This window comes from Micromonospora sp. TSRI0369 (genome assembly GCF_001905625.1).
In the GTDB taxonomy this organism is placed as follows: Bacteria; Actinomycetota; Actinomycetes; order Mycobacteriales; family Micromonosporaceae; genus Micromonospora; species Micromonospora echinospora_A.
This window is the reverse complement of sequence record NZ_LIVU01000004.1, coordinates 129,220-152,827: the sequence shown is the minus strand read 5'-3', so window position 1 is coordinate 152,827 and position 23,608 is coordinate 129,220. Positions and strand designations below refer to the sequence as shown.

25 protein-coding genes are annotated in these 23,608 nt (G+C 74.0%); 13 read left to right on the top strand and 12 right to left on the bottom strand.

Going from position 1 to position 23,608, the window contains the following annotated elements; translation table 11 throughout:
- Positions 1-3 precede the first annotated feature (3 nt).
- Positions 4-1,488, bottom strand: a complete 1,485-nt coding sequence (gene glpK, locus AMK25_RS13650) for a glycerol kinase GlpK (protein ID WP_073828759.1) — start codon at positions 1,486-1,488, stop codon at positions 4-6.
- 64 nt (positions 1,489-1,552) lie between these two features.
- Here glpK and AMK25_RS13645 point away from each other — a divergent pair, with 64 nt between their 5' ends.
- Positions 1,553-2,491 (top strand): ribose-phosphate diphosphokinase, encoded by a 939-nt coding sequence (locus tag AMK25_RS13645; RefSeq protein ID WP_073828758.1) that lies wholly within the window; start codon positions 1,553-1,555, stop codon positions 2,489-2,491.
- 29 nt (positions 2,492-2,520) lie between these two features.
- Here the strand turns inward: AMK25_RS13645 and AMK25_RS13640 are convergent, their stop codons facing one another.
- Positions 2,521-2,988 carry an ATP-binding protein gene (locus AMK25_RS13640; RefSeq protein ID WP_073828757.1) on the bottom strand — a complete coding sequence of 156 codons (468 nt, stop codon included), beginning with the start codon at positions 2,986-2,988 and terminating at the stop codon, positions 2,521-2,523.
- Positions 2,989-3,103: 115 nt separating this feature from the next.
- Here AMK25_RS13640 and macS point away from each other — a divergent pair, with 115 nt between their 5' ends.
- Entirely contained in the window at positions 3,104-4,225 is a 1,122-nt protein-coding gene (gene macS, locus AMK25_RS13635; RefSeq protein WP_073829331.1) for a MacS family sensor histidine kinase, read from the top strand.
- Between the two features lie 11 nt (positions 4,226-4,236).
- A complete protein-coding gene (locus tag AMK25_RS13630) occupies positions 4,237-4,869 on the top strand; it encodes a response regulator (protein WP_198937541.1) in 633 nt (210 codons plus the stop codon).
- Here AMK25_RS13630 and AMK25_RS13625 read toward each other — a convergent pair whose 3' ends face one another.
- The 3 genes from AMK25_RS13625 to AMK25_RS13615 form a co-directional block, all read right to left on the bottom strand.
- A complete protein-coding gene (locus tag AMK25_RS13625; RefSeq protein ID WP_073828755.1) occupies positions 4,870-5,442 on the bottom strand; it encodes a DUF5709 domain-containing protein in 573 nt (190 codons plus the stop codon).
- Positions 5,443-5,522: 80 nt separating this feature from the next.
- A complete protein-coding gene (locus AMK25_RS13620; protein ID WP_241826356.1) occupies positions 5,523-6,170 on the bottom strand; it encodes an ATP-binding protein in 648 nt (215 codons plus the stop codon).
- Positions 6,171-6,250: 80 nt separating this feature from the next.
- Positions 6,251-7,249: an SDR family oxidoreductase gene (locus AMK25_RS13615; protein ID WP_073828754.1), complete on the bottom strand. Its 999-nt coding sequence runs from the start codon at positions 7,247-7,249 to the stop codon at positions 6,251-6,253.
- Between the two features lie 194 nt (positions 7,250-7,443).
- Between AMK25_RS13615 and AMK25_RS13610 the strand changes: the two genes are divergently transcribed.
- Entirely contained in the window at positions 7,444-8,712 is a 1,269-nt protein-coding gene (locus AMK25_RS13610; protein ID WP_073828753.1) for a glycosyltransferase, read from the top strand.
- Here the strand turns inward: AMK25_RS13610 and AMK25_RS13605 are convergent.
- The 4 genes from AMK25_RS13605 to aroA all read right to left on the bottom strand — a co-directional run bounded on the left by AMK25_RS13605 (position 8,595) and on the right by aroA (position 12,902).
- A complete protein-coding gene (locus AMK25_RS13605; protein WP_192900320.1) occupies positions 8,595-9,563 on the bottom strand; it encodes a hypothetical protein in 969 nt (322 codons plus the stop codon). The two genes, AMK25_RS13610 and AMK25_RS13605, sit on opposite strands and share 118 nt — an antisense overlap.
- 60 nt (positions 9,564-9,623) lie before the next feature.
- Positions 9,624-10,442, bottom strand: coding sequence for a histidinol-phosphatase (hisN, locus tag AMK25_RS13600; RefSeq protein ID WP_073828752.1), 819 nt, complete (start codon positions 10,440-10,442; stop codon positions 9,624-9,626).
- A gap of 60 nt (positions 10,443-10,502) precedes the next feature.
- Positions 10,503-11,438, bottom strand: coding sequence for a ribosome small subunit-dependent GTPase A (gene rsgA, locus AMK25_RS13595; protein ID WP_073828751.1), 936 nt, complete (start codon positions 11,436-11,438; stop codon positions 10,503-10,505).
- A 162-nt stretch (positions 11,439-11,600) separates the two neighbouring features.
- Positions 11,601-12,902, bottom strand: coding sequence for a 3-phosphoshikimate 1-carboxyvinyltransferase (gene aroA / locus AMK25_RS13590; RefSeq protein WP_073829329.1), 1,302 nt, complete (start codon positions 12,900-12,902; stop codon positions 11,601-11,603).
- Between the two features lie 102 nt (positions 12,903-13,004).
- Here aroA and AMK25_RS13585 point away from each other — a divergent pair, with 102 nt between their 5' ends.
- The 5 genes from AMK25_RS13585 (at position 13,005) to rsrA (ending at position 16,353) form a co-directional block, all read left to right on the top strand.
- Entirely contained in the window at positions 13,005-13,712 is a 708-nt protein-coding gene (locus AMK25_RS13585; protein ID WP_073829328.1) for an SOS response-associated peptidase, read from the top strand.
- A 212-nt stretch (positions 13,713-13,924) separates the two neighbouring features.
- Positions 13,925-14,317 carry a WhiB family transcriptional regulator gene (locus AMK25_RS13580; protein WP_030503699.1) on the top strand — a complete coding sequence of 131 codons (393 nt, stop codon included), beginning with the start codon at positions 13,925-13,927 and terminating at the stop codon, positions 14,315-14,317.
- Between the two features lie 96 nt (positions 14,318-14,413).
- On the top strand, positions 14,414-15,025 hold the full coding sequence (locus tag AMK25_RS13575) for an alpha/beta hydrolase family protein (protein WP_073828750.1): 612 nt from the start codon (positions 14,414-14,416) through the stop codon (positions 15,023-15,025).
- Between the two features lie 228 nt (positions 15,026-15,253).
- Positions 15,254-16,063 carry a sigma-70 family RNA polymerase sigma factor gene (locus AMK25_RS13570; RefSeq protein ID WP_073828749.1) on the top strand — a complete coding sequence of 270 codons (810 nt, stop codon included), beginning with the start codon at positions 15,254-15,256 and terminating at the stop codon, positions 16,061-16,063.
- A gap of 2 nt (positions 16,064-16,065) precedes the next feature.
- Positions 16,066-16,353, top strand: a complete 288-nt coding sequence (rsrA, locus tag AMK25_RS13565; protein ID WP_073828748.1) for a mycothiol system anti-sigma-R factor — start codon at positions 16,066-16,068, stop codon at positions 16,351-16,353.
- A gap of 82 nt (positions 16,354-16,435) precedes the next feature.
- Here rsrA and AMK25_RS33220 read toward each other — a convergent pair whose 3' ends face one another.
- Positions 16,436-16,510, bottom strand: a complete 75-nt coding sequence (locus AMK25_RS33220; protein ID WP_369752275.1) for a 50S ribosomal protein bL37 — start codon at positions 16,508-16,510, stop codon at positions 16,436-16,438.
- Between the two features lie 237 nt (positions 16,511-16,747).
- Here AMK25_RS33220 and AMK25_RS13560 point away from each other — a divergent pair, with 237 nt between their 5' ends.
- Positions 16,748-16,963 carry a biotin/lipoyl-binding carrier protein gene (locus tag AMK25_RS13560; protein WP_043328500.1) on the top strand — a complete coding sequence of 72 codons (216 nt, stop codon included), beginning with the start codon at positions 16,748-16,750 and terminating at the stop codon, positions 16,961-16,963.
- A complete protein-coding gene (locus AMK25_RS13555; protein ID WP_073828747.1) occupies positions 16,960-17,472 on the top strand; it encodes a GNAT family N-acetyltransferase in 513 nt (170 codons plus the stop codon). The genes AMK25_RS13560 and AMK25_RS13555 overlap by 4 nt, the downstream gene beginning before the upstream one ends.
- Positions 17,473-17,484: 12 nt before the next feature.
- Here AMK25_RS13555 and AMK25_RS13550 read toward each other — a convergent pair whose 3' ends face one another.
- Positions 17,485-18,093 carry a TetR/AcrR family transcriptional regulator gene (locus AMK25_RS13550; protein WP_073828746.1) on the bottom strand — a complete coding sequence of 203 codons (609 nt, stop codon included), beginning with the start codon at positions 18,091-18,093 and terminating at the stop codon, positions 17,485-17,487.
- 119 nt (positions 18,094-18,212) lie between these two features.
- Between AMK25_RS13550 and AMK25_RS13545 the strand changes: the two genes are divergently transcribed.
- Positions 18,213-19,805 (top strand): MDR family MFS transporter, encoded by a 1,593-nt coding sequence (locus tag AMK25_RS13545; protein ID WP_073828745.1) that lies wholly within the window; start codon positions 18,213-18,215, stop codon positions 19,803-19,805.
- Between the two features lie 967 nt (positions 19,806-20,772).
- Here AMK25_RS13545 and AMK25_RS13540 read toward each other — a convergent pair.
- Entirely contained in the window at positions 20,773-22,371 is a 1,599-nt protein-coding gene (locus tag AMK25_RS13540) for a tetratricopeptide repeat protein (protein WP_073828744.1), read from the bottom strand.
- 183 nt (positions 22,372-22,554) lie between these two features.
- Here AMK25_RS13540 and AMK25_RS13535 point away from each other — a divergent pair, with 183 nt between their 5' ends.
- Positions 22,555-23,583, top strand: coding sequence for an SIS domain-containing protein (locus tag AMK25_RS13535; protein ID WP_073828743.1), 1,029 nt, complete (start codon positions 22,555-22,557; stop codon positions 23,581-23,583).
- Positions 23,584-23,608: the final 25 nt, after the last annotated feature.

Below are 23,608 nucleotides of genomic sequence, written 5' to 3'. Positions count from 1 at the left end.
CGCTCACTCGGCCCAGTCGAGCGTGCGCTGGACCGCCTTGTGCCACTGGCGCAGCTCGCGCTCCCGGTGCGCCGGGTCCATCGTCGACTCCCACTGCGCGTCCGAGCGCCACTTCTCGCGCAGCGTGGCCAGGTCGGGCCAGAACCCGACGGCCAGGCCGGCGGCGTACGCGGCGCCGAGGCACGTCGTCTCGGTGATCCGGGACCGTACGACCGGCACGTCCAGCACGTCGGCGAGGAACTGCATGAGCAGCTCGTTGCCGGTCATCCCGCCGTCGACCCGCAGCCGCCGCAGCGCCACGTCGGAGTCGGCGTTCATCGCGTCGACCACCTCGCGGGTCTGGAAGGCGGACGCCTCCAGCACCGCGCGGGCCAGGTGCCCCTTGGTGATGTAGCCGGTCAGCCCGGCGATCACGCCCCGGGCGTCGCTGCGCCAGTGCGGGGCGAACAGGCCGGAGAAGGCCGGCACCACGTAGCAGCCGCCGTTGTCGTCGACGGTGCGGGCCAGCTCCTCGACCTGCGGGGCGCTGGAGATCAGGCCGAGGTTGTCGCGCAGCCACTGCACCAGCGAGCCGGTGACCGCTATGGCGCCCTCCAGCGCGTACACGGCGGGCTGGCCCTCGATCCGGTACGCCACGGTGGTGAGCAGGCCGTGCCGCGACGGCACCGGGCTGGCGCCGGTGTTGAGCAGCAGGAAGCTGCCGGTGCCGTAGGTGCACTTGGCCTCGCCGGGCTGGAAGCACGTCTGCCCGAACAACGCTGCCTGTTGGTCACCGAGCGCGCTGGCGACCGGCACTCCGGCCAGCACCCCCTGCGCGGTGCCGTACACCTCGGCCGAGCTGCGGATCTCGGGCAGCACGGCGGCCGGGATCCGCAGCGCGTCGAGCAGCTCCGGGGCCCAGTCGAGCGTCTCCAGGTCCATCAGCATCGTGCGGCTGGCGTTCGTCACGTCGGTGACGTGCCGGCCGATCAGCTTCCAGATCAGCCAGCTGTCCATGGTCCCGAACAGCACCTCGCCGCGTTCGGCCCGCTCGCGCAGCCCGTCGACGTTGTCGAGCAGCCAGCGCAGCTTCGGCCCGGCGAAGTAGGTGGCCGGGGTCAGGCCGGTGCGGGACCGCAGCCGCTCCTGGTCGTACGTCTCGGCCAGCTCACGCAGCAGCGGGCCGGTGCGGGTGTCCTGCCAGACGATCGCGTTCGCCACCGGGCGGCCGGTCGCCCGGTCCCACACCACAGTGGTCTCCCGCTGGTTGGTGATGCCCACCGCGGCCAGCATCTCGGTGCCGATGTCGGCACTCGCCAGCGCCTCGCGCACCACGTGCTCGACGTTCGTCCAGATTTCCTCGGCGTCGTGTTCCACCCAGCCGGGCCGGGGGAAGATCTGCCGGTGCTCGCGCTGGGCGACGGCGACGATCTCGCCGGCCCGGTCGAAGACGATGCAGCGCGACGACGTGGTGCCCTGGTCGATGGCGGCGACGAACTCTGCGGTCACGGCAGCACCGTACCCGCCGCCAGTGTCCACCGTCTTCCTCCGGCGGCCCGTACGATCAACAGACGTGCGTGACATTGCCGTGTTCAGTGGGTCGGCCCATCCCGTCCTCGCCGCCGAGATCTGCGCCCACCTCCACGTCCCGTTGCATCCGGTACGGGTGTCCCGGTTCGCCAACGACTGCCTGGAGGTGCAGTTGCAGGCGAACTGCCGGGAGCGCGACGTCTTCCTCATCCAGCCGCTGGTGCCGCCGGTCCAGGAGCACCTGGTCGAGCTGCTGCTCATGATCGACGCGGCCCGGGGCGCGTCGGCCGCCCGGATCACCGTGGTGCTGCCGCACTACGCGTACGCCCGGTCGGACAAGAAGGACGCGCCGCGCATCTCCATCGGCGGCCGGCTCGTCGCCGACCTGCTCACCTCCGCCGGCGCGCACCGGGTGCTGGCCATGACGCTGCACTCGCCGCAGGTGCACGGCTTCTTCAGCGTCCCGGTGGACCACCTGCACGCGCTGCGCGAGCTGGCCGCGCACTTCAAGGGGCACGACCTGAGCAACGCGGTGGTGGTCTCGCCGGACCTGGGCAACGCCAAGGAGGCCGCCGCGTTCGCCCGGATGCTCGGCACGCCGGTGGCGGCCGGCGCGAAGCAGCGCTTCAGCGACGACCGGGTGCAGATCAGCACCATCATCGGCGACGTGGCGGACCGGGACGTGATCGTGCTGGACGACGAGATCGCCAAGGGCAGCACGGTGATCGAGCTGATCTCGCACCTGCGCGAGCGGCAGGTCCGCTCGATCCGGCTCGCGTGCACCCACGGGCTCTTCTCCAGCGGGGCGCTGGAGCGGCTGAGCGGGCAGGAGGGCGTACTGGAGATCGTCTGCACCAACACGGTGCCGATCCCGGCGGAGAAGCGGGTGCCGAAGCTGGAGGTGCTGTCGGTGGCGCCGGCCCTGGCCGAGGCGATGCGGCGGATCCACAACGGGGAGTCGGTCAGCGCCCTCTTCGCCTGACACGCTGCGGCCGGCGGCCCGGCGGTGGGTCAGCCGTCCCGCGGGCCGGTGGCGGACTGCCGGGTGGCGAGCGCGGCGGTGATGCGGACGACAGTGCCCGCGTCGCCGGTCTCCACCTCCATCGTGTCGCTCAGCTCGCGGGCCAGCCAGAGGCCCCAGCCGCCGGCGGTGTCCGGCGCCGGCCGGTCACGGTCGCGCAGCCGTCGCTCGCTGATCCCCTGTCCGTGGTCGGCGACCTCGCAGACCAGTTCGTCGCCGCGCTGCCAGAGCCGCAACCAGCCCTGTCCGCCGCCGTGCCGCACCGCGTTGGTGATCAGCTCGTTGACCGCCAGCACGAAGTCGTCCAGCCGTTGACCGGACAGGCCCGAGCCCTGCGCGCAGGACGTCACCGAGTGCCGCAGCTCGGTCACCTGCGCCTGGCCGAAGGCCGTGGCGAGAAGGAGGGAAGGTTCGATGGGCACAACCGTACGCGGTGCGGGGAGTTCTGCGTCTGTCATGACCCCGTCCCGGCGATGGTTCTCGACGACTTTCGCGGCATTTCAACCGTACGTCAGGGTTTCCCAGGCCGCACCGGCCGGGGTCCCCTCGACCGGCTGTGACATGGTGACGCACATGCCGTCGTCCTCCGGTCTCGAGGGCCCGTTCTGGCGATCCATCGCGGTGTTCCGCTTCGCCGCGCTCGCGTACGTCGGCTTGGTCGTGCTGCGCGACGCGGACCGCTACGCGCACCCGGTCGCCGCGGGCGGCGTCCTGCTGGCGATGCTGGCCTGGAGCGGCGTGACGGCGGCCGGCTACGGCCGCCCGGCCGGGCGGCGCTGGCCGCTGCTGCTGGCCGACCTCGGTGTGGTGCTGGCGATCATCCTGGTCACGCCCTGGGTGGTCGGCCGGGCGGCGCTCGCCGCCGGTGTGCCGATGCTGACCGCCGCCTGGCTGGCCGGGCCGGTGCTGGCCTGGGCGGTCTCCGGCGGGCGGCGGCGTGGCGCGGTGGCCGCGCTGGTGCTCGGCGGCGCCGACCTCGCCACCCGGGACCGGATCAGCCCGTCCGCGCTGACCGGGGCGATCCTGATGCTGCTCGCCGGTGTGGTGGTCGGGCACGTGGCGCGGCTGGCGGTGCAGGCGGAGGAGCGGTTGCAGCGGGCGGTGGAGCTGGAGGCCGCGACCCGGGAACGGGAGCGGCTGGCCCGCGACATCCACGACTCCGTGCTCCAGGTGCTCGCGCTGGTCCGGCGGCGCGGCGCGGACCTGGACGGCGAGGCGGCCGAGCTGGCCCGGCTGGCCGGCGAGCAGGAGGCGGCGCTGCGGGCGCTCATCGGCCGGGCGGGCGCGCCGCCGGACCCGGCCGGGGCCGAGCAGGACCTGCGCGACCTGATCGACAGGTACGCCTCGGCCACTGTCGTGGTGTCCGCGCCCGCCACGCCGGTGCCGCTGCCGGCGCGGGCCGCCGGTGAGCTGGGCGCGGCGGTCGGCGCGGCGCTCGACAACGTGGCCCGGCACGCCGGTGGACGGGCCTGGGTGCTGATCGAGGACGAGGAGGAGACGGTGACCGTCTCGGTACGCGACGAGGGGCCGGGCATCCCGGCCGGGCGGCTGGCGGAGGCCGCCGCGCAGGGGCGGCTCGGGGTGGCGCAGTCCATCCAGGGCCGGGTGGCCGACCTGGGTGGCGAGGTGCGGATCATGTCCGCGCCGGGCGCCGGCACCGAGATCGAGCTGATCGTGCCGAGGAGCCGCGGGTGAGCATCCGGGTGATGGTGGTCGACGACCACCCGATGTGGCGCGAGGGCGTGGCCCGCGACCTCACCGAGGCGGGTCACCAGGTGGTGGCGACCAGCGGCGAGGGCCGGCAGGCGGTACGGGTTGCCGCGGCGGCCCGCCCCGACCTGGTCGTGCTCGACCTCCAGCTGCCGGACATCTCCGGCGTCGAGGTGATCAGAGGGCTGCGCGCCCTGTTGCCTGAGGTGCGGGTGCTGATGCTCTCGGCCAGCGGCGAGCCGCAGGGCGTGCTGGACGCGGTAAAGGCCGGCGCCACCGGCTACCTGGTCAAGTCGGCCGCCCCGGCGGAGTTCCTGGACGCGGTCCGCCGGACGGCGGCCGGTGAGCCCGTGTTCACGCCCGGCCTGGCCGGGCTGGTGCTGGGGGAGTACCGGCGGCTGGCCGCGACGCCGCCCGCCCCGCACGACGACGCGCCCCGGCTCACCGAACGGGAGACCGAGGTGCTGCGTCTGGTCGCCAAGGGGCTGTCCTACAAGCAGATCGCCGACCGGCTGGGCCTGTCCCACCGGACCGTGCAGAACCACGTGCAGAACACCCTGGGCAAGCTCCAGTTGCACAACCGGGTCGAGCTGACCCGGTACGCCATCGAGCGGGGCCTGGACGGCTAGCTAGTGCGCCTCCGGCGCCCGGGTCTCGTGCACCGCCAGCTCCTCGGCGCTGGCGCCGCCGCCGGCCGCGCCCGCGTCGTAGGCGACGTTGTCGGTCTCCTGGTCGGTGTGCGCGCCCTCGTCCGGCTCGACCAGCCGGCCCACCTGGTGGTCGGCGACGGTGCCGAGCTGGCCGTGGTCGTACACGGACACGGGGGAGTCCGGGTCGGAGACCGGGCCCGGGTCGATCACGTCGGCGTCGAGCTGGGCCTGCGCGGCGGCCTCCTCGCTGTCCGCCTCGGCGGCGATGTCCGGGTCGACCGGGCCGGCGAGCGGGTCGTCGGCGGGACGCTCGTACTGCTCGCGCTGGAGCTTGTAGTCCAGCGACTCGCCGTCGAGCTGCTCCTCCGCCGTGGTGCCGAACTGGTCCACCGCGACCGGCGTGCGGTCGCCGGGGAGCTGCGCCGGCTCGGGGCCGTCCGCCTCGCGCCCGGTGAGCACGTCGTCGTTGGCGGTGGAGTCGTCGTCGGCGGTGTCGGGCAGGCCCGCCGCCTCGGGATCGGACACGGGGGTGGGGTACTCGTCGTCGCGCATGCCCGGGAACTACCCACTGGGCTCCCCGCCCTAACCGCAACCGGCCGGGTGGATCGGGAGCAACGGTGCGAAAGGGCACCTCAGTTGCGGACCGCCGCCTCGTCCTCGACGTACAGCACGCACCACACCACCTTGCCGTCGGGCAGCGGCGTGCTGCCCCAGCGCCGGGCCACCGTGTCGATGAGCAGCAGCCCGCGCCCGCCCAGCGCGTCCGCCGCCGCCGGCCCCACGTACGCGGGCTGCCCGGCCGAGTGGTCGCGGACGGCCACGTGCAGCGCGTTGCCGCGCGGCGCCAGCCGGAGCGTCATCGGGGTCAGGGCGTGCGCCACCACGTTGTTGACCATCTCGGTGACCGCGATGCAGGCCGGCTCGACCAGCTCCGGCAGGCCCCACCGGAGGCACCCGGCGGCGACCAGCGACCGCGCCTGGCGCGCGGCCTCGACCACCGGGGGCAGCTCGACGCCGAGCGGGTCCAGCGGCGGGTCCGGCGGCGCGCCGTCGGGGTCGAGCAGCATCTCGCTGGCGGGCCAGTCGGCCACCGTCCGGCAGACCTCGTCGAGCGCTTCGCGGGCCAGCGGGTCGGGGATCCGTACCCCGGACAGGTCGACCAGCAGCAGGCCGGGGCGCTGCCACAGCCGGGCCAGCAGCGCTTCCCGTACGGCCTCCACCTCGGCCCGGTCGAGCACACCGGTCAGCCGGACTCTCGCGGAGGAATCGTCGGTCTCCACCAGGCAACGCGCATCCGTCGGCATGATCGCCCCATTGTGCACCTCGGCCGCCGCCCGCGCATCGGTCCGGTCGGCGGGACTCACGGCCGACCCACCCGGGACCGGCGGCTGATCGCCGCCGCCGTACCCACGGCGGTGCCGGCCGCCAGGCCGACGGCCGCGGTGAGCCGCAGCAACTGACCACGCCGCCCGGACCAGCCGTCGGTCCGCTCGGCCGCCCCGGCAGGGGCGAAGACGGCGCCGGTGGAGTCGGCGCGTACGCCGGGACCGAACTGGGTGCGCGCGGTGTACCAGCCGAGCACCCGCTCGGCCAGCGCCGGGGCGAGCCGCCACTGGAGCCCGATCAGCCGGGCCGCGCCGCCCGCGTATGCCTCCCGCCGGGGCCGGCGCAGCAGCTTCACGATCGTCTCGGCGACCATCTCCGGCGGGTACACCGGCGGTGGCGGGGTCAGCTCCCGGCCGGTGTGGTTGGCCGCGTGCCGGAAGAACGGCGTGTCGATGGTGGCCGGCAGCACGGTGCAGATCGAGATGTTCCCCCGGCCGGTCACCCGCAGCTCCTGCCGCACGGTGTCGGCCAGCCCGCGGATCGCGTGCTTCGTGGCGTTGTACGCCGACTGGTACGGCATCGCCACCTCGGCCAGCACCGACGCGTTGTTCACCAGCACCCCGCCACCGGCCGCGGTCAGCCAGGGCAGCGCCGCGCGCGTCCCGTACACGGCCCCCAGCAGGTTCACGTCCACCACCCGGCGGAACTCGGCCACCGGGATCTCGTCGAACAGCCCCACGGTGCCCACGGCGGCGTTGTTGACCCAGGCGTCGATCCGGCCGAACTCGGCCACCGCCCGCGCCGCCAGCTGCTCCACCGCCTCCGGGTCGGTCACGTCGGTGGGCACCACGAGGGCCCGTCCGCCCAGTTCCCGGCAGCTGGCCGCCACCCGGCGCAGCGCGGACTCGGTCCGGGCGGCGAGGACCACGTCGGCGCCCCGCTGGGCCAGCGCGTACGCGGTCGCCGCGCCGATCCCGCTGGAGGCGCCGGTGATGACGACTGTGGCGTCGGAGAGGCTGCGGGTGAGCGGCATTCTCCGGCGGTACCCCCGGACCGCCCGGTCATGCCGACCGATTTCGACGGTGATCGCGTTCGGTCGGCCGTCCCGCTCGCGGGACGGCGGTGGCCCGGTGATGCCGATCTGCCAGGTTTGGGCGCGCCGGACCTGGGTTAATGGGACGCTCTGACCGGAGACCCCGCTACGCGAGAAACGCATGGAGGTGCACCATGCGCGTCGGCCTTGTATGCGCGCACGCCGGCTCGTCCACCGACGGTCCCACCGTCGGGACGCAGGAGCACATTGCGCGCGTGGCGGCGGAGCTCGCCGCCCGGGGCCATGACGTCCGCGTGTACGAGCGCCGTGCCGCCGCCGCCCAGCCGGCCCTGACCGAACTCGACGGCTACCGGGTGGAACGCGTGCCGGTCGGGCCGCCCGACGTGCTCTCCACCGCCGAGCTGGTGCCGTTCGTCGCCGAGTACGGCCGCTGGCTGGCCGGGCAGTGGGCCGGCGACTGGACCCCCGACGTGGTGCACGGCCACTACTGGGTCGGCGGGCTGGCCGCCGCCCACGCGGTACGCGCCACCGACATCCCGGTGGTGCAGACGTTCCACTCGCTCGGCGTCGAGCAGCTGCGGCACCTCGGGTCCCGTTACGGCGGGCCGGGCGAGCGCATCCCGCTGGAACGGGCGCTGACCCGGGCGGTGGACGTGGCGGTGGCCCAGTGCAACGACGAGGTCGACGAGCTGACCCGGATGGGCCTGCAACGCACCGCCGTGGCGATGGTGCCGACCGGGGTGGACACCGGCCAGTTCCACCCGGACGGCGAGGCGGCGCCCCGGGACCAGCGGCCCCGGATCCTCTCCGTCGGGGGGCTGGCGCCCGGGCACGGGCAGGACGACCTGATCCGCGCGATGCGGCTGGTGGGCGACGCGGAGCTGGTGATCGCCGGTGGCCCGCCGGCCGAGCGGCTGGACGGGCACGCCGAGGCGCGCCGGCTGCGTGAGCTGGCCGAGCGGGCCGGCGTGGCGGAGCAGGTGAAGCTGGTCGGCGCGGTGCCGCACGACCAGATGGCGACCTGGTACCGCTCCGCCGACGTGGTGGCCTGCACGCCGCACTACGCGGCGGCCGGGCGGGTGTCGCTGGAGGCGATGGCCTGCGGCGTGCCGGTGGTCGGGTACGCGATGGGCGGCATCGCCGACGCGGTGGTGGACGAGGTGACCGGCAAGCTGGTGCCGCCGGGTGACGTGCGCACGCTCGGGGTCACGCTGCGCCGGCTGCTGTCGGACAACGCCGGACGGTTCGCGTACGGGCACGCCGCTGTGGACCGGGTCCGGTGCAGCTACACCTGGGAACGTACCGCCACCGCGCTGGAACGCCTCTACGAGCGGGTGATCGGGCGTCGCCGGCCGGCCACGCCCATCGAGCCGACGCCGGTCGAGGTGACGCCGCCGGTCGAGGTGGCCGTCTCGGAACGGGGACCGGTCGAGGCGGCCTGAACGGGCACCATCCCGGCCGCTGTCGCCTTCTGGCGGTCGCGGGCGCTGGCGTGGTGGTGCTGCGGTTCGGCGTACCGGGTCAGGCCGACCACCGCCGCGAGCGTGACCAGGAAGCCCAGGCCGGCCAGCCACTCCCGCCCGGGCCAGATCTTGTCGTTCAGCAGCAGCAGGCCGACGATCGCCGCGGGCACCGCGCCGGCGGCGTCCATCGCGGCCACCGCCGCCGTCGTCGACCCCCGCTGCATGGCCAGGCCGAGCAGCAGCTGCCCGATCACCGAGTGGACGATCAGCAGGTAGAGCAGCGGGTCGCGGACGAACGCCTCCGCCGAGCCGGCCGACGCGAGCGGGCGGGCCGCCACCGCCGCGGCGGAGAACGCCATCCCGGCCAGTGAGCCGAGCACCACCGACCCGAGCGCGCCGTGCAGCCGGGCCGCGAAGAAGCCGGACACGGCGATCGCGGCCACCGCCACCGCCAGGCCGACCAGCCCGGCGGTGCCGAGCTGCCGCGACGGGGCCGGCTGGGCCGACAGCACGAGCGCGGTGATGCCGGCGAACAGCAGCACCAGCAGCACCACCTCGGAGGCCGGCAACCGCCACTTGAGCACCAGCACGCCGAGCACGGCGGTCACCCCGAGCCCGGCCGCCACGCTCGCCTGCACCAGGAACAGCGGCAGGTCGCGGCGGGCCAGGAACGCCAGCACGAAGCCGACGACCTGGCAGGCCAGACCGATCAGGTACGTCCGGTGCCCGGCGAGGCGCAGCAGCAGCCCCGGGTCGAACGTGTGGTGCACAGTTGTCCGCGCCGCGGCGACCGACTGGAGAAGGTTGGCGAAGCCGTACGCGATGATCATCGCTGCCAGGAAGCACCAACCGGAGGAAACCACCTGGCGAGGATAGAGGCTCTTCCCGGTTCAGCGCTCGGCTGGACGGCCGAGCCGGGCCAGGATGTCGTCGTGCAGCGCTCCGTTGCTGGCCAGGGCGCTGATGTCGGCGGAGTCCGCGCCGGCCGGGGCGGGCCGCCCGGCCAGATCGGTGATCACGCCACCCGCCTCCGTGACGATCGGCACCAGCGCGGCGATGTCCCACAGCGACAGCTCCGGCTCCACCATCACGTCCAGCGCACCCTCGGCAAGCAGCATGTAACCGTAGAAGTCGCCGTACGCGCGGCTGCGCCAGGTGTCCCGCATGAGCTGGAGCACCGCGTCGAGGCGGCCGGCCTGCTCCCACCCGGTCAGCGACGAGTAGCAGAAGCTCGCGTCGCCGAGCGCGGTGACGCCGGAGACCCGGATCGGTGTGCCGTCCGCCGGTCCGGTGCCGGCGAACGCGCCCGCGCCTAGTGCGCCCCACCAGCGGCGGCCCAGCGCCGGGGCGGAGACCAGGCCGAGCACCGGCCGGTCGTGCTCCAGCAGCGCGATGAGCGTGGCCCAGACCGGTACGCCCCGGACGAAGTTCTTCGTGCCGTCGATCGGGTCGATCACCCAGCGCCGCCCGTCGGGGCCGGCGGGCGGCTGCTCGCCGTACTCCTCGCCGAGCAGGCCGTCGCCGGGACGGTGGGCGGCCAGCAGCGCGCGGATCTCCCGCTCCACCGCGGTGTCCGCGTCGGAGACCGGGGTCAGGTCCGGCTTCGACTCGACGCGCAGGTCCAGCGCGCGGAACCGGGCCGAGGAGACCGCGTCCGCGGCGTCGGCGAGCAGGTGGGCGAGGGCGAGGTCGTCGGCGTACCCGGTCATGTCCGACACGCTAGTGGCGGCGGCCCGGCCCGCGACGGCGGGTCGCCGCCGGTCCGCCGGTCAGGACCCGGCGAGCGGGTCGCCGGGGTTGCGCTCGGGCTCGCGTGGGTCGCCCTCGCCGCTGCGGGAGGCCAGCAACCGCCGGTACGAGGCGAGCCGGCGCGCGTCCGCCTTCCCGGCGGCCACCCAGGCGTCCAGCGCGCAGTCCGCCTCGTCGGCGGTGTGCGGGCAGTTGGCCGGGCAGTCCACAGTCGCCTCGACCAGGTCGGGGAAGCCGTGCAGCAGGCTCTCGGCGGACACGTGGGCCAGCCCGAAGCTGCGTACCCCCGGGGTGTCGACGATCCAGCCGGTGTCTCCGTCGGTGTCCGGTTCCGGCGGCAGGCGCAGCGCCACCGCGCTCGTCGACGTGTGCCGGCCCCGGCCGATCGCGCTGACCGTGCCGACGGCCCGCTCGGCGTCCGGGACCAGGCGGTTGACGAGCGTCGACTTGCCCACCCCGGAGTGGCCCACCATCACCGACACCCGGCCGGCGAGCAGCGCGCGGAGCGCGGCCAGGTCGGAGTCCGGGCGGATCAGCACGTACGGCAGCTCCAGCTCGGTGTAGTAGCCGAGCACCGCCTCCGGGCCGCCCAGGTCGGCCTTGGTGAGGCAGAGCAGCGGCTCGATGTCGGCGTCGTACGCGGCCACCAGGCAGCGGTCGATGAACCCGGTGCGCGGCGGCGGGTCGGCGAGCGCGCTGACGATCACCAACTGGTCGGCGTTCGCCACTACCACCCGTTCCAGCCGTCCCTCGGCGGTGGTCTCGTCGTCGTCGGCGGTACGCCGCAGCACCGAGGTCCGCTCGGCGATGCGCACGATGCGGGCCAGCGCGCCCGGCGCCCCGGAGGTGTCCCCGACCAGCCCCACCCGGTCGCCCACCACCACCGACTTGCGTCCCAGCTCGCGGGCGCGCATGGCGGTGACGAGCGGGGCGTCGGGCCCGGCGCCGGCGAGCACGCAGGTGTAGCGACCCCGGTCGACGGCGATGACGAAGCCGTCGACGGCGTCGGCGTGCTGAGGGCGGGTTCGGGTACGCGGCCGCGACGATCTGCCCGGTCGGACCCGGACGTCGTCCTCGTCGTACTCCCGCCGCTTCGTCGCCAGGACGTCCCCCCGCTGTCAGTTCTTGCCGGTCACCATCCCCGACCATAGTGCCGGGAACTCCGGCATGGTCTTGGAGGTGCACGCCACGTCGTCGACCTCGATGCCGGGGACGGCCAGCCCGGCCACCGCGGCGGCGTGCGCCATCCGGTGGTCGGCGTACGTGCGGAACGTCCCGCCGCGCAGCGGGCGGGGCCGGATCTCCAGGCCGTCGGGGGTCTCGGTGATGTCCGCGCCGAGCGCGGTGAACTCCTTCGCCAGCGCGGTGACCCGGTCGGTCTCGTGGCCCCTGATGTGGCCGATGCCGGTGAGCCGGGACGGGCCGTCGGCCAGCAGCGTGAGCGCGGTCAGCACCGGAGTCAGCTCGCCGACGTCGGAGAGGTCGGCGTCCAGCCCGCGTACCGTGCCGGTGCCCCGCACGGTCAGGCCGCCGGTGCCGAGCGTCACCTCGCCGCCCATCCGGTGCAGCAGCTCCCGCAGCTGCTCGACCGGCTGGAGGCTGCTGCGCGGCCAGTCCTGGAGCGTCACCTCGCCGCCGGTGACGAGCGCGGCGGCGAAGAACGGCGCGGCGCCGGAGAGGTCGGGCTCGATCTCCCAGCCACGCCCGGACAGCGGGCCCGGCTCGACGGACCAGACGTCCGGCGTGGTGTCGTCCACCGCGGCGCCGGCGGCGCGCAGCATCTGCACAGTCATCCGTACGTGCGGCGCGGACGGCACCGGCGGCCCCTCGTGCCGGACCACGACGCCCCTGTCGAAGCGGGGCGCGGCGAGCAGCAGGCCGGAGACGAGCTGGCTGGAGGCGGAGGCGTCGATCACCACGTCGCCGCCGGCCACCCGGCCGGCGCCGAGCACGACGAGTGGCAGGCTGCCCGTCGGCGGGGCGTCGATGCGGACGCCGAGCGCCCGCAGCGCGCCGATCAGCGGGCCGAGCGGGCGGGTGCGGGCGTGCGGGTCGCCGTCGAACGTGACCCGGCCGGCGGCCAGCCCCGCCACCGGGGGCAGGAAGCGCATCACGGTGCCGGCCAGGCCGACGTCGACGTGCGCCGGGCCGGCCAGCGGGTTGGGGCGGACCAGCCAGCGGTCGTCGTCCGAGATCGACATGTGGGCGCCGAGTGCGCGCAGGCCACCGGCCATCAGCTCGGTGTCCCGGGCGCGCAGCGGCCGGGCCAGTGTCGACGGCCCGCTGGCCAGCGCGCAGAGCACCAGGGCCCGGGCGGTCATCGACTTGGAGCCGGGCAGACGCAGCGTCGCGGCGACCGGGTCGCTCGCGGTCGGCGCGGTCCATGGTTGCGGCTGATGTGTCGCGGTCGGATTCCCCACGGTCACATTCTGCCAAGTTCCCGGCCCGGTGGAACCGTCCGCGGCCGCTGCTCCCGTTGGGCGGGACAGCCGAAGTGTCCGGATGGAGCTAGCGTGGGCGCCATGTGCGGGAGGTACGCCACGACCCGGAGCGCCGGTGACCTGAGCGCGCTCTTCTCCTCGGCCGACGAGACCGGCGGGGTGGGGCCGGACTTCAATGTCGCCCCGACCGATCCGGTGCCGCTGGTCCGGCTCGCTCCGGAGGGGCACCGGCTGCTCTCCCTCGGCCGCTGGGGGCTGTTGCCGCAGTGGTCGCGCAGCGCCGCCGGCGCCGCCCGCATGATCAACGCGCGGGCCGAGACGGTCGCCACCAGCCGGGCGTACGCGCCGTCCTTCGCCCGCCGCCGCTGCCTGGTCCCGGCCGACGGGTGGTACGAGTGGGTCCGGCTCGCCGGTGGCGGGCGGCAGCCCTACTTCATGACGCCCCGGGACGGCTCGGTGCTCGCCTTCGCCGGCATCTGGTCGACGTGGGAGTCGGCCGGGCAGGCCCGGCTCACGTTCAGCGTGCTCACCACCGCCGCGGTCGGCGAGCTGGCCGAGGTGCACGACCGGATGCCGCTGCTGCTGGCGCCGGACCGCTGGGCGGACTGGCTCGGCCCCGCCGACGACCCGGCCGGGTTGCTCACGCCGCCCGACGCCGGCCTGCTCGCCGGGCTGGAGATCCGCCCGGTCTCCCGGGCGGTCGGCGACGTCCGCAACGACGGTCCCGAGCTGATCGCGCGGGTGTCCCCGGAGGGCGTGCAGGCGGTCTCCGGGCCGACCCTGTTCTGATCACGCTCCGCCACATCGACGCACCCCGTTTGCCGGGGTTTCTCCAGAAAAGTCGCCCGGACGTTCAGTCAGTTTCATTGAAGACTCTTGTCCTTACGTATGCGAATGCGATAGAACACAGCGCCGGTGATGGGCGTCGGTTCGCACGGGGCGACGACACCCATCGATCTTGCTGAAAGATCTTCGCCGGTCCCACGGGGGAGGTGGGTGTATTGACACGGGCACGCATGCCCCGCCCGCACGAGGTCGCCGCGGCACGGCGCGACCCACGACTGCTGCGGGCTCTGCACGAACGACGCCAGGACGAGGCGTGGCGCACCAGAGGCACCTGTCAGAACGTCGATCCGGAGACGTTCTTCCCGGCGCCCAACGAGCCCGCCGATGCGGCGGTGGCACTCTGCCGCACGTGTGACGTCCAAGGCTCCTGCCTGGCCTGGGCGCTGGAGGTGGGCGACTGCCACGGCGTCTGGGGCGGCACCACGCCGCGCGAGCGGCGAGCCATGCTCGTGGCCTGGCGTAGCGAGGTGCAACCCGATCCGGACGCGATCGACGACGCCGGCCCGCCGGTGCGTGACCGCCTGCTCACCCTGGTGCCGCTGAGCTGATCCCTCGTCGCCCGGGGCCCGTTCGCGGGCCACGGGCGACGAGCGGTTCTCCCGCCCTGCCGCCGCCGGCCCGACCGGCGTGCGCAGAATGGGCCGGTGCGGCACGACGACGAGATCGACACACCCCGGGGACGGGCCCGGTTCCGCTTCCACCCGCCCACCGGCGGCGCCACGGTGCTGGTGCTGGGTCACGGGGCGGGTGGCGACGTGGACGCGCCGGACCTCACGGCGGTCCGGGACGCGGTCCGCGACGCCGGAGCCGGGGTGGCCCTGGTGACCCAGCCGTACCGGGTCGCCGGGCGGCGCGCGCCCGCTCCCGCCGGACACCTCGACGAGGCGTGGACGGCCGTGCTGGCCGAGCTTCGCCGTCGCGCCCCGCAGGTGCGCGACTGGGTGGTCGGTGGGCGGTCCAGCGGCGCCCGGGTGGCCTGCCGCACCGCCGTCGCCACCGGGGCGGCAGGTGTGGTGGCACTGGCGTTCCCGCTGCACCCGCCGGGGCGGCCGGAACGCTCCCGGGCCGCGGAACTGCTCACCGGACTGCCCACGCTCGTGGTCAACGGCGACCGGGACCCGTTCGGCGTACCCGAGCCCGGCCCCGGGATCGAGGTGGTGGTCCGGCCGGGACAGCGGCACGACCTGCGGGGCGACCCGGCCGGCACGGCCGCCGTGGTCCGGGACTGGCTGCGCGTACGCGGATGGTTGTCCTGACCGGCGGCCCGCGCCGTGACCGTCGCCCGCAGCGGGTCGTTGCACCGGTTGGTGCCGGCCGCCCGGTTCGGGCGCGCCGGGGCCACCCTCCCAGGCCCTTCCTGGTCCCAGCGGCGGTCGCGGCCGCCGCCGGGACCAGGATCGGGTGGGACCTGTGGAATGCCGCACCCCGTACCTCGCGTTACCTCCCTGTGGACGACGACAGTGCCAGCGCGAGGGGGGTGACCGGTGCCGATACAGACACGGAGCCGGGAACGGGACGAACGGGACGAGCGGCAGCTCAAGCGGCTGCTCGACGCGCCGGAGTGGCCCGCGGCGGCGTCGGTCGTGAGCACCGGCACAGACTCCGGAAGTGAATCTGCCGGAAAGTGGGTACGCGTATCCTCGGCGGGAAAGCATCCGACGCGAGGGGATGTGCGGTTGACCACCGAGAAGACGGACGAGCGCAGGGCCCGCTTCGAGCGGGACGCGATGCCCTTCGTCGACCAGCTCTACGCGGCCGGTCTGCGGATGACCCGCAACCCGGCCGACGCGGAGGACCTGGTTCAGGAGACGTACCTGAAGGCGTACGCCGCCTTCCACCAGTTCGAGCAGGGCACGAACCTGAAGGCCTGGCTCTACCGGATCCTGACCAACACCTACATCAACACCTACCGCAAGCGGCAGCGGCAGCCCATCCAGGCGCCGACCGAGGAGATCACCGACTGGCAGCTCGCCGAGGCCGAGTCGCACACGTCCAGCGGCCTGCGCTCGGCCGAGACGGAGGCGCTCGACCGGCTGCCGGACAGCGACGTCAAGGAGGCCCTCCAGCAGTTGCCGGAGGAGTTCCGCCTGGCCGTCTACCTGACCGACGTCGAGGGCTTCTCCTACAAAGAGGTCGCCGACATCATGGGCACGCCGATCGGCACCGTGATGTCCCGCCTGCACCGTGGCCGACGTAATCTGCGGAAGCTGCTCGAGCAGTACGCGGCGGAGCGCGGTTTCAGCGCCGCCTCGTCGAAGAAGGGTTCGACCGCCGCCGCCAGCCGGGAGGTGTGACCGTGAGCTGTGGACAACCGCACGAGACGGACTGCCGCGAGGTGCTCGCCGAGGTCTACCTCTACCTCGACCTGGAGTGCGGCGAGGAGCGCCGGGTGCTGATCCGGCACCACCTGGACGAGTGCGGGCCGTGCCTGCGCGAGTACGGCATCGAGCAGGAGGTCAAGGCGCTAGTGGCCCGCTGCTGCGGCAACGAGGCGGCGCCGGAGAAGCTGCGCGAGCGGCTGCGCCTGCGGCTGACCGAGCTGGTGGTCTTCGAGACCACCGAGTCCCGCGAACTGGCCGACTGACAAGCGACGGAACGGCCCGGGTCCGAATGATCGGACCCGGGCCGTTCCGCGTTTGCGGCAGGTGCCGCGCTGATCCCGATGATCAGGAGTTGGGGCGCTTGCCGTGGTTGGCGCTGCTCTTCTTACGGGCCTTCTTCTTGCGGGCCTTCTTCGCCATGCTCTGCCTCCTTGTGCTGGTCACGGTTCCGTCCGCGGGTGAGCGCGGCGGAGGTCGCGGTGTGGCTCCCCGGCTCGCCGGTGGCCGACCCGCACGATGCTAGTGCCGCCGCCGCCCACCGGAGCGCGGTGGGGCGGATCGCGTGCCGGTGGTGCGCGGTCGGGCGTGACCGGCGTCATGATTGGATACCGTTCGCAGGACTGTCGGGGAGCTGTCGGGGAGAGGGAGGGCCGGGACATGGCCGAGGAGATCCGCGCCGAGATGGTGGCGAACGTCTGGAAGGTCGTGGTGTCGGCCGGCGACACCGTGTCCGAGGGCGACACGCTCGTCATCCTGGAGTCGATGAAGATGGAGATCCCGGTGGTCGCCGAGTCCGACGGCGTGGTGCAGCGCCTCGCCGTCAACGAGGGTGACGTGGTGCAGGACGGCGACCTGATCGCGGAGATCGGTTGACCGCCCTGCTGGTGCGCCGCGCCGAGCCGGCGGACTTCCCCGCCGTGGCGCGGCTGACGGTCGCCGCGTACGAGGCGGACGGCCAGCTCAAGGACGAGAGCGGGTACGCGCCGGTGCTCGCCGACGTGGCCACCCGCGCCCGGACCGGCGAGGTGCTGGTGGCCGTCGACGACACCACCGGCCAGGTGCTCGGCGCGGTGACGTTCGTGCTGCCCGGCACGCCGTACGCCGAACTCGCCGGTGCCGGCGAGGCCGAGTTCCGGATGCTCGCGGTGGATCCGGCCGCGCAGGGCCGGGGTGCGGGCGCCGCGCTCGCGGCCGCGTGCGTGGCGCGCGCGGCGGAGCTGGGCTGCACGGCTGTGGTGATCTGCGTACGCGCCGGGATGGCGGCGAACGCGCACCGCCTCTACGACCGGCTCGGTTTCGTCCGGCTGCCGGAGAAGGACTGGTCGCCGCTGCCCGGCATCGACCTGCTCGGTCTGCGGCTGGACCTGACCGCGGCGCGCTGAGCCGGGCGCGGCTCAGGCCGCCGGCCCAGTCCCGTCCCGGTCTCCGCCGTCCGATCCGGTTTCGCCGATCTTCGCGAGCAGCTCGTCGGCCACCTCGAGCGCGATCCGCTTCCGCTCGTCGTCGGTGATGCCGGGCGCCCGGACCGCGAACCAGCTGCTGTGCACCGCGAACAGCGTCAGCGCGGCGCGGAGCTGGGCGGCCGGCGAGTCGTCGCCCCGGCACAGTTCGTGGGCCAGCCGCATCATCCGGTCCCGCATCTGCTGGCCGGCAACCAGGCTCTTGAGCACCGTCTGGTTCTGCTCGAAGAAGCGCATCACCTGGGGCAGGTCGCCGGCGAACATGCTGTCGGCGTACCGGCCGAGCAGAGCGCGCCGGGTCGCGAGGGTGGGCGGCTGGTCGGCGGCCCAGGCGATCAGCTCGTCCATCCGGCGCAGCCGGTCGTCGACCAGGCTGGTGACGATCTCGTCCTTGCTCTTGAAGTGGTAGTAGAGCGCCGCCTTGGTGACGCCGAGCCGCTCGGCGATCTCCCGCAGCGAGGTCTTCTCGTAGCCATGCTCGGTGAAGAGTTCCAAGGCGACGGCCTGGATGCGCTGCCGCGTGCCCCCTGTGGTCTCCCTCACCAACCGACTTCCTTCCAATCCGCTTGACGTCCGACCGTCATCAGCTTACCGTCCGGCTAGTAAGTCAACTAGCCGGGCGGCAAGTAAGTTGATCACATGATCTGCGGGGGAGCCTACCGATGAGTCAACAAGCCCCGGTCGCCGCGAGACCCAACATCCGCGTCGTCCTGTTCGGCCTGATGATCGCGATGATGCTCGCGATGCTCGACAACATGATCGTCAGCACCGCGCTGCCGCGGATCGTCTTCGAGTTCGGGGGCGCCGACCACTTCACCTGGGTGGTCACCGCGTACGTGCTGGGCACGACGGTCTCCACGCCGATCTGGGGCAAACTCGGCGACCTCTACGGACGCAAGGCCGTCTTCCTCACCGCCGTCGTCGTGTTCCTGGTCGGCTCGGCGCTGTGCGGCATGTCCGGCTCCGGCGTCTTCGGCGGCGCCGACAGCGGCATGATCGAGCTGATCGCGTTCCGCGCCGTGCAGGGCCTCGGCGCCGGTGGCCTGATGGTCGGCGTCATGGCGATCATCGGCGACTTGGTGCCGCCCCGCGAGCGAGGCCGCTACCAGGGCATGATCGCCGGCATCATGGCCATCGCCATGGTCGCGGGGCCGCTCGTCGGCGGCTTCATCACCGACAACCTCTCCTGGCGCTGGGCGTTCTACGTCAACCTGCCGCTGGGCGGCGTGGCGCTGCTGGTCCTGGCCACCACCATGCACCTGCCGAAGTACCGCACCGAGCACAAGATCGACTGGCTGGGCGCGGCGCTGCTGTCGGTGGGCATCACCGCGATCGTGCTGGTCACCACCTGGGGCGGCAACGAGTACGCCTGGGCCTCGCCGCAGATCCTCGGCCTCGCCGTGCTGGCGGCGGTCGCGCTCGGCGCGTTCGCGCTCGTCGAGCGGCGCGCGCCCGAGCCGATCCTGCCGCTGGGCCTGTTCGCCAACCGCAACTTCGCGCTGATCTCGGTGATCGGGTTCCTGCTCGGCTTCGCCATGTTCGGCGCGATGAACTTCCTGCCGCTCTACCAGCAGACCGTCCAGGGCGCCTCGGCCACGAACAGCGGCCTGCTGCTGCTCCCGCTGATGTTCGGCATGCTCGTGGTGTCGCTCGTGGTCGGCCGGACGATCACCAGGACCGGCCGCTACCGCGTCTTCCCGATCGTCGGCGGCGTGGTGATGGCCGCCGGGATGGGCCTGCTCAGCCTGCTGGACGTGGACACCAGCAAGGCGCAGTCCTCGCTCTACATGGTCGTGCTCGGCGTCGGCATGGGCTTCCTGATGCAGACCTCGATGCTCATCGCCCAGAACAGCGTCGAGCAGAAGGACCTCGGCGCGGCCAGCGGCGCCGCCACGTTCTTCCGGTCCATCGGCGGCTCATTCGGCGTCTCCCTCTTCGGCGCGATCTTCGCCAACCGTCTCGCCGACTCGGCGGCCGGTCCCGCGTTCGCGGGCTCGGGTGGCGGCGAGGGCGGCGCGATGAACCTGGAGGCCCTCAAGAAGCTCACCGGTCCGGTGCGCGAGGCGGTGCTCGGTGGCCTCGCCGACGCCATCTCGCACGTCTTCTTCTGGGCTGTCCTCTTCACCGTCGCCGTGCCGGTGCTCGCCTGGTTCATCAAGGAGGTGCCGCTGCGCGCGACGAACGACGTGCGGCCGGCCGGCGCCACCCCGGAGGACGAGGCCGAGACCGCGCTCGGCAAGGCCCCGGTCGCCTGACGCACCCGCCGCGGCCCCGCGCCCCCACCCCGGGGGTACGCGGGGCCGCCGCGTATCCATTCCAGCGAGGTGCCCCGGTGCCTGGTACCGGGATGCCTTGCGCCCGCTGCCCGCCATCTCGGGGTAGTGGTGGGGTCCGAGGCGAGTTGATCGCGCCACTTCGGGGAGGTGGCGGGCCAGTGGGTGTCTGGGCGGTCGGCGAGGTGCGCCCGGTCCCCGGTGCCCGGTGCCGGGTGCCCGCCAGTTCGGGGAAGTGGTGGGGTCCGGGGTGAGTTGATCGCGCTACTTCGGGGAGGTGGCGGGGTGTGGATGTATGCCCGTGCCGAGTGCTCCCCAGATCGGGGCAGTGGTCAGGTCCGGGGTGAGTTGATCGCGCCATTGCGGGGGAGTGGCGGGGCGCCGGCGCTGGGAGTTGGTGTGCGGGGGTGGGCCTCGGGCTGTGGTCGCCAGTTCGGGGAAGTGGTGGTGTCCGGTTGAGTTGATCGCGCTACTTCGGAGAGGTGGCGGTCTGCTGGTGGTCGGCGAGGTGTTTCGGGTGCCGGCCGCTGCCGCCCGCTGCCCGCCAGTTCGGGGTAGTGGTCAGGTCCGGGGTGAGTTGATCGCGCCATCTCGGGGAGGTGGTGGGGTTCGGGGTGAGTTGATCGCGCCACTTCGGGGAGGTGGCGGGTGTTCGGGTGGTCGGCGGGGCCGCTCTGGATGGCCGGCGCCGGGCAGTGCGGGGTGGTGGTGGGGTTCGGGGTGGGTTGATTGCGCCATCTCGGGGAGGTGGCGAGGCTCCGGCCACTGGGAGTTGGTGTGCGGGGGTGGGCCTGGGGCCGTGGTCGCCGCGCGGTGCCCGCCAGCTCGGGGGAGGGGCGGGGTCGGAAGGGAATTGATCGCGCCAGCTCGGGGAAGTGGCGGCGCTCGGCGAGGTGGTGAGGGCCAGGGCGGGCCACCTCGGCGCCGTAAGGGACGGGCGCGTCTGCGGTCAGCCTCGGCGGAACACGGCTGTGAGGCGGCGCCAGAGACGGCGCAGCGGGCCGCCGGCGGCGCCGGCGATGAGCGAGTCGGCGGTGGCTCGGGCGGCCGGGTCGAGGGCCGGGGTGGCCCGCGCCAGGTATGCGAGCGACACCGCCTCCCGGGTACGCCGGGCGGCGCCCGATGCCACCTCGGTGAGCCGGCCGGCCACCACGGCGGCCACGTCGGCACGGGTGGCCGGGTCCACCCAGGCGGCGGTGACCAGGGCGAACAGCGCCGCGTCGGCGGCCGGGCCGGGACCGGTGGCCAGTTCGCGCAGCACCCGCCGACGGGTCGACGACTCCCACGGCTCGTCGGTGCGGTGGTGCAGCAGGCCGAGGCAGGCCCAGACCTGCGCGCAGCGTTTCCACAGTGCCGGGTCCTGCCCGCCGAGTACCCGGCCCAGCGCGGTGGCCGGCGCGTCGGGCGGGTACGCCAGCAGCGCGAGCAGATCGGTGAGGTCCACGGTGGCCAGCCCGACGGCGGCGTCGTACGCGGCCGGGGGGTGCGCCCACGCCGGGTGCGCCAGGTGCTGGAGCCGTCGTACCGCGGCCGCCGAGGGGGCGGGTCCGTCGGTGGACGCGAGTTCGTCACCGGCCGGTGTGACCTGACCCAGCCAGGGTCGCCCGCGGCAGCACTCGGCGAGGTCGCCGTGCTCGTGCGTGTCGTCGGGGTGCTCCCGGACGAAGTCGGCGAGCGCCACCAGGTGGTCCACGTCGCCGTCGCGCTGGAAGCGCAGCCGGTGGGCGGTGTGTACGGCGCAGTCGAAGGCGGGGTCCTTCGCCAGCGCCCGGTCGATCCAGCCCAGCGCCGCGTCGAGCCGGCCGTTGTCGGCGAGCGTGCCGGCGATGTCCGCGTAGACGGCGAGGTCGTCGGGGTCGAGCGCGACAGCGCGTTCCAGTGCCGCCAGCGCCTCGGCGGTCCGGCCGGCGCTGCGGTACGCGTACCCGAGCCACACCTCGCCGAGTTTGGTGGGCTCCGCGCGTACCCCCCGGGTGGCCCAGGTGACGGCGAGGGCGACCTCGCCGAGGCGCCGGGCCAGCGCGGACGCCGCACCCAGCAGCAGCGGGTGGGCCGGATGCACGGTGATCGCGTTGCGGGCCAGCGTGAGGTACGGCTCCAGCGGCTCGCGCAGCCGGCGCGGCGCGGGGTCGGGCGCCGCCGCGCAGACCTGCATGAGGATCCGGGCCGTGCGCTCGGGATCGAGGCGTTCCGGCAGGTCGGCGGCGGTCACCCAGGGCACGGCGGCCCATGGCGCGGCGGGCGCGTAGCCGGTGGCGGCGGCCAGCAGGTCGAGCCCTTCGGCGGGGCGGCCGGCGGCGGCGAGCAGGTGCGCGCGGGCCACCACGGCGCCGACGAACGCCTGCTGACCGAGTGGGAAGAGGTCCAGGTCCCCGCCGCTGGCCGCGTTCAGCCGGGCGAGTGCTTCGTGCGCCTCGGGCAGCGTGGGGGAGCGGACCAGCGCGGCGGCGATGTGGTCGGCGGCGTGCCGCAGGTCGCCCTCACCCAGCGCCAGCCGGGCCAGCGCGAGTTCCTCCTCCGCCGAGAGCGCGGCGTCGTCCTCGGGCACGTCGTCCTTCCGCCGGTCGGGTCGGTCAGCCGGGCAAGCCTAGGGGATCTTCCGTGGAATGGTGATCCACTGCGCACTTCTGTTCGTTGCGTTGCTCGGTATCTCTGAAACGTGCAAGACTGAGCATCGAACGCGCGAGAAACGCGCAGAAGGAGGTCTGGAGTGACGCGTCCAGGGGCCGGTATGGCCGCCGACATCGACGAGCAGCCAGCCGGTTACGAGCGCCTGCTCTCCACCGAGCACGCCGCGGCGATCGCCGAGGTCGCGGCCGTCGTCGCGCAACGGCGCCCCCGGCACGTGGTGTTCACCGCCCGGGGCACCTCCGACCACGCCGCGCTCTACGCGGCCTACCTGACCGAGATCCGCCTCGGACTGCCCGCCGGACTGGCCTCGCCCAGCGCGATCACCGTCTTCGGCGCCCGGCCCGACCTCTCCGACGCGCTCGTCGTCGGCGTCAGCCAGAGCGGCGGCTCACCCGACCTCGCCGAGGTGCTGCGGGTCGCCCGCGCCTCCGGCGCGCTCACCCTGGCCGTCACCAACAACCCCGGCTCGCCGCTGGTCGAGACCGCCGAGCTGAGCGTGGACATCGCCGCCGGCCACGAGCGGGCGGTCGCCGCCACCAAGACCTACACCGCCGAGCTGCTCGCGCTGCTCATGCTCATCGAGGGCGTACGCGCCGGCGACGGCGTGCTGCCCGCCGAGGAGCGGGCCGCCCTGAGCCGCCTGCCCGAGCTGGCCGCGCAGACGCTCGCCGACGACACCCCGGCCCGGCTCGCGCCGCGCTACCGGTTCGCCGCCCAGCTCGTCACCACCGGCCGGGGCTACGCGTACCCGACCGCCCGGGAGGCGGCGCTGAAGCTGATGGAGACCTCGTACCTGCCGGCGCTCGCCTTCTCCGGCGCGGACCTGCTGCACGGCCCGCTCGCCATGACCGACCCGGACGTGCCGGTGCTCGCCGTGGTCGGCTCCGGCCCCGGCGGTACGTCGATGCGCGAGGTCCTGCCCCGCCTCGGCGAGCGTCGCGCCGACGTGGTGGTGGTCGGCTCCGCCGAGATCGGCGAGACCCGGATGGCGGTGCCCGAGGTCGACGAGCGGTACGCGCCGCTGCTCGACATCCTGCCGCTGCAACGACTCGCGCTGTCCCTGGCCCTGGCCCGGGGCGAGGACCCGGACGCGCCGCGCGGCTTGAAGAAGGTCACGGCGACGATGTGAGGTCCGGCGTGGCACGCTGTGGGGC

Coding starts and splice junctions, on each gene's coding strand:
- AMK25_RS13640 (WP_073828757.1), bottom strand. CDS start 2,988: ATGACAGACGCAGAACTCCCCGCACCGCGTACGGTTGTGCCCATCGAA.
- macS (WP_073829331.1), top strand. CDS start 3,104: ATGCCGTCGTCCTCCGGTCTCGAGGGCCCGTTCTGGCGATCCATCGCG.
- AMK25_RS13630 (WP_198937541.1), top strand. CDS start 4,237: ATGGTGGTCGACGACCACCCGATGTGGCGCGAGGGCGTGGCCCGCGAC.
- AMK25_RS13625 (WP_073828755.1), bottom strand. CDS start 5,442: ATGCGCGACGACGAGTACCCCACCCCCGTGTCCGATCCCGAGGCGGCG.
- AMK25_RS13615 (WP_073828754.1), bottom strand. CDS start 7,249: ATGCCGCTCACCCGCAGCCTCTCCGACGCCACAGTCGTCATCACCGGC.
- AMK25_RS13610 (WP_073828753.1), top strand. CDS start 7,444: ATGCGCGTCGGCCTTGTATGCGCGCACGCCGGCTCGTCCACCGACGGT.
- AMK25_RS13605 (WP_192900320.1), bottom strand. CDS start 9,563: ATGATCATCGCGTACGGCTTCGCCAACCTTCTCCAGTCGGTCGCCGCG.
- hisN (WP_073828752.1), bottom strand. CDS start 10,442: ATGACCGGGTACGCCGACGACCTCGCCCTCGCCCACCTGCTCGCCGAC.
- AMK25_RS13585 (WP_073829328.1), top strand. CDS start 13,005: ATGTGCGGGAGGTACGCCACGACCCGGAGCGCCGGTGACCTGAGCGCG.
- AMK25_RS13560 (WP_043328500.1), top strand. CDS start 16,748: ATGGCCGAGGAGATCCGCGCCGAGATGGTGGCGAACGTCTGGAAGGTC.
- AMK25_RS13545 (WP_073828745.1), top strand. CDS start 18,213: ATGAGTCAACAAGCCCCGGTCGCCGCGAGACCCAACATCCGCGTCGTC.
- AMK25_RS13535 (WP_073828743.1), top strand. CDS start 22,555: ATGGCCGCCGACATCGACGAGCAGCCAGCCGGTTACGAGCGCCTGCTC.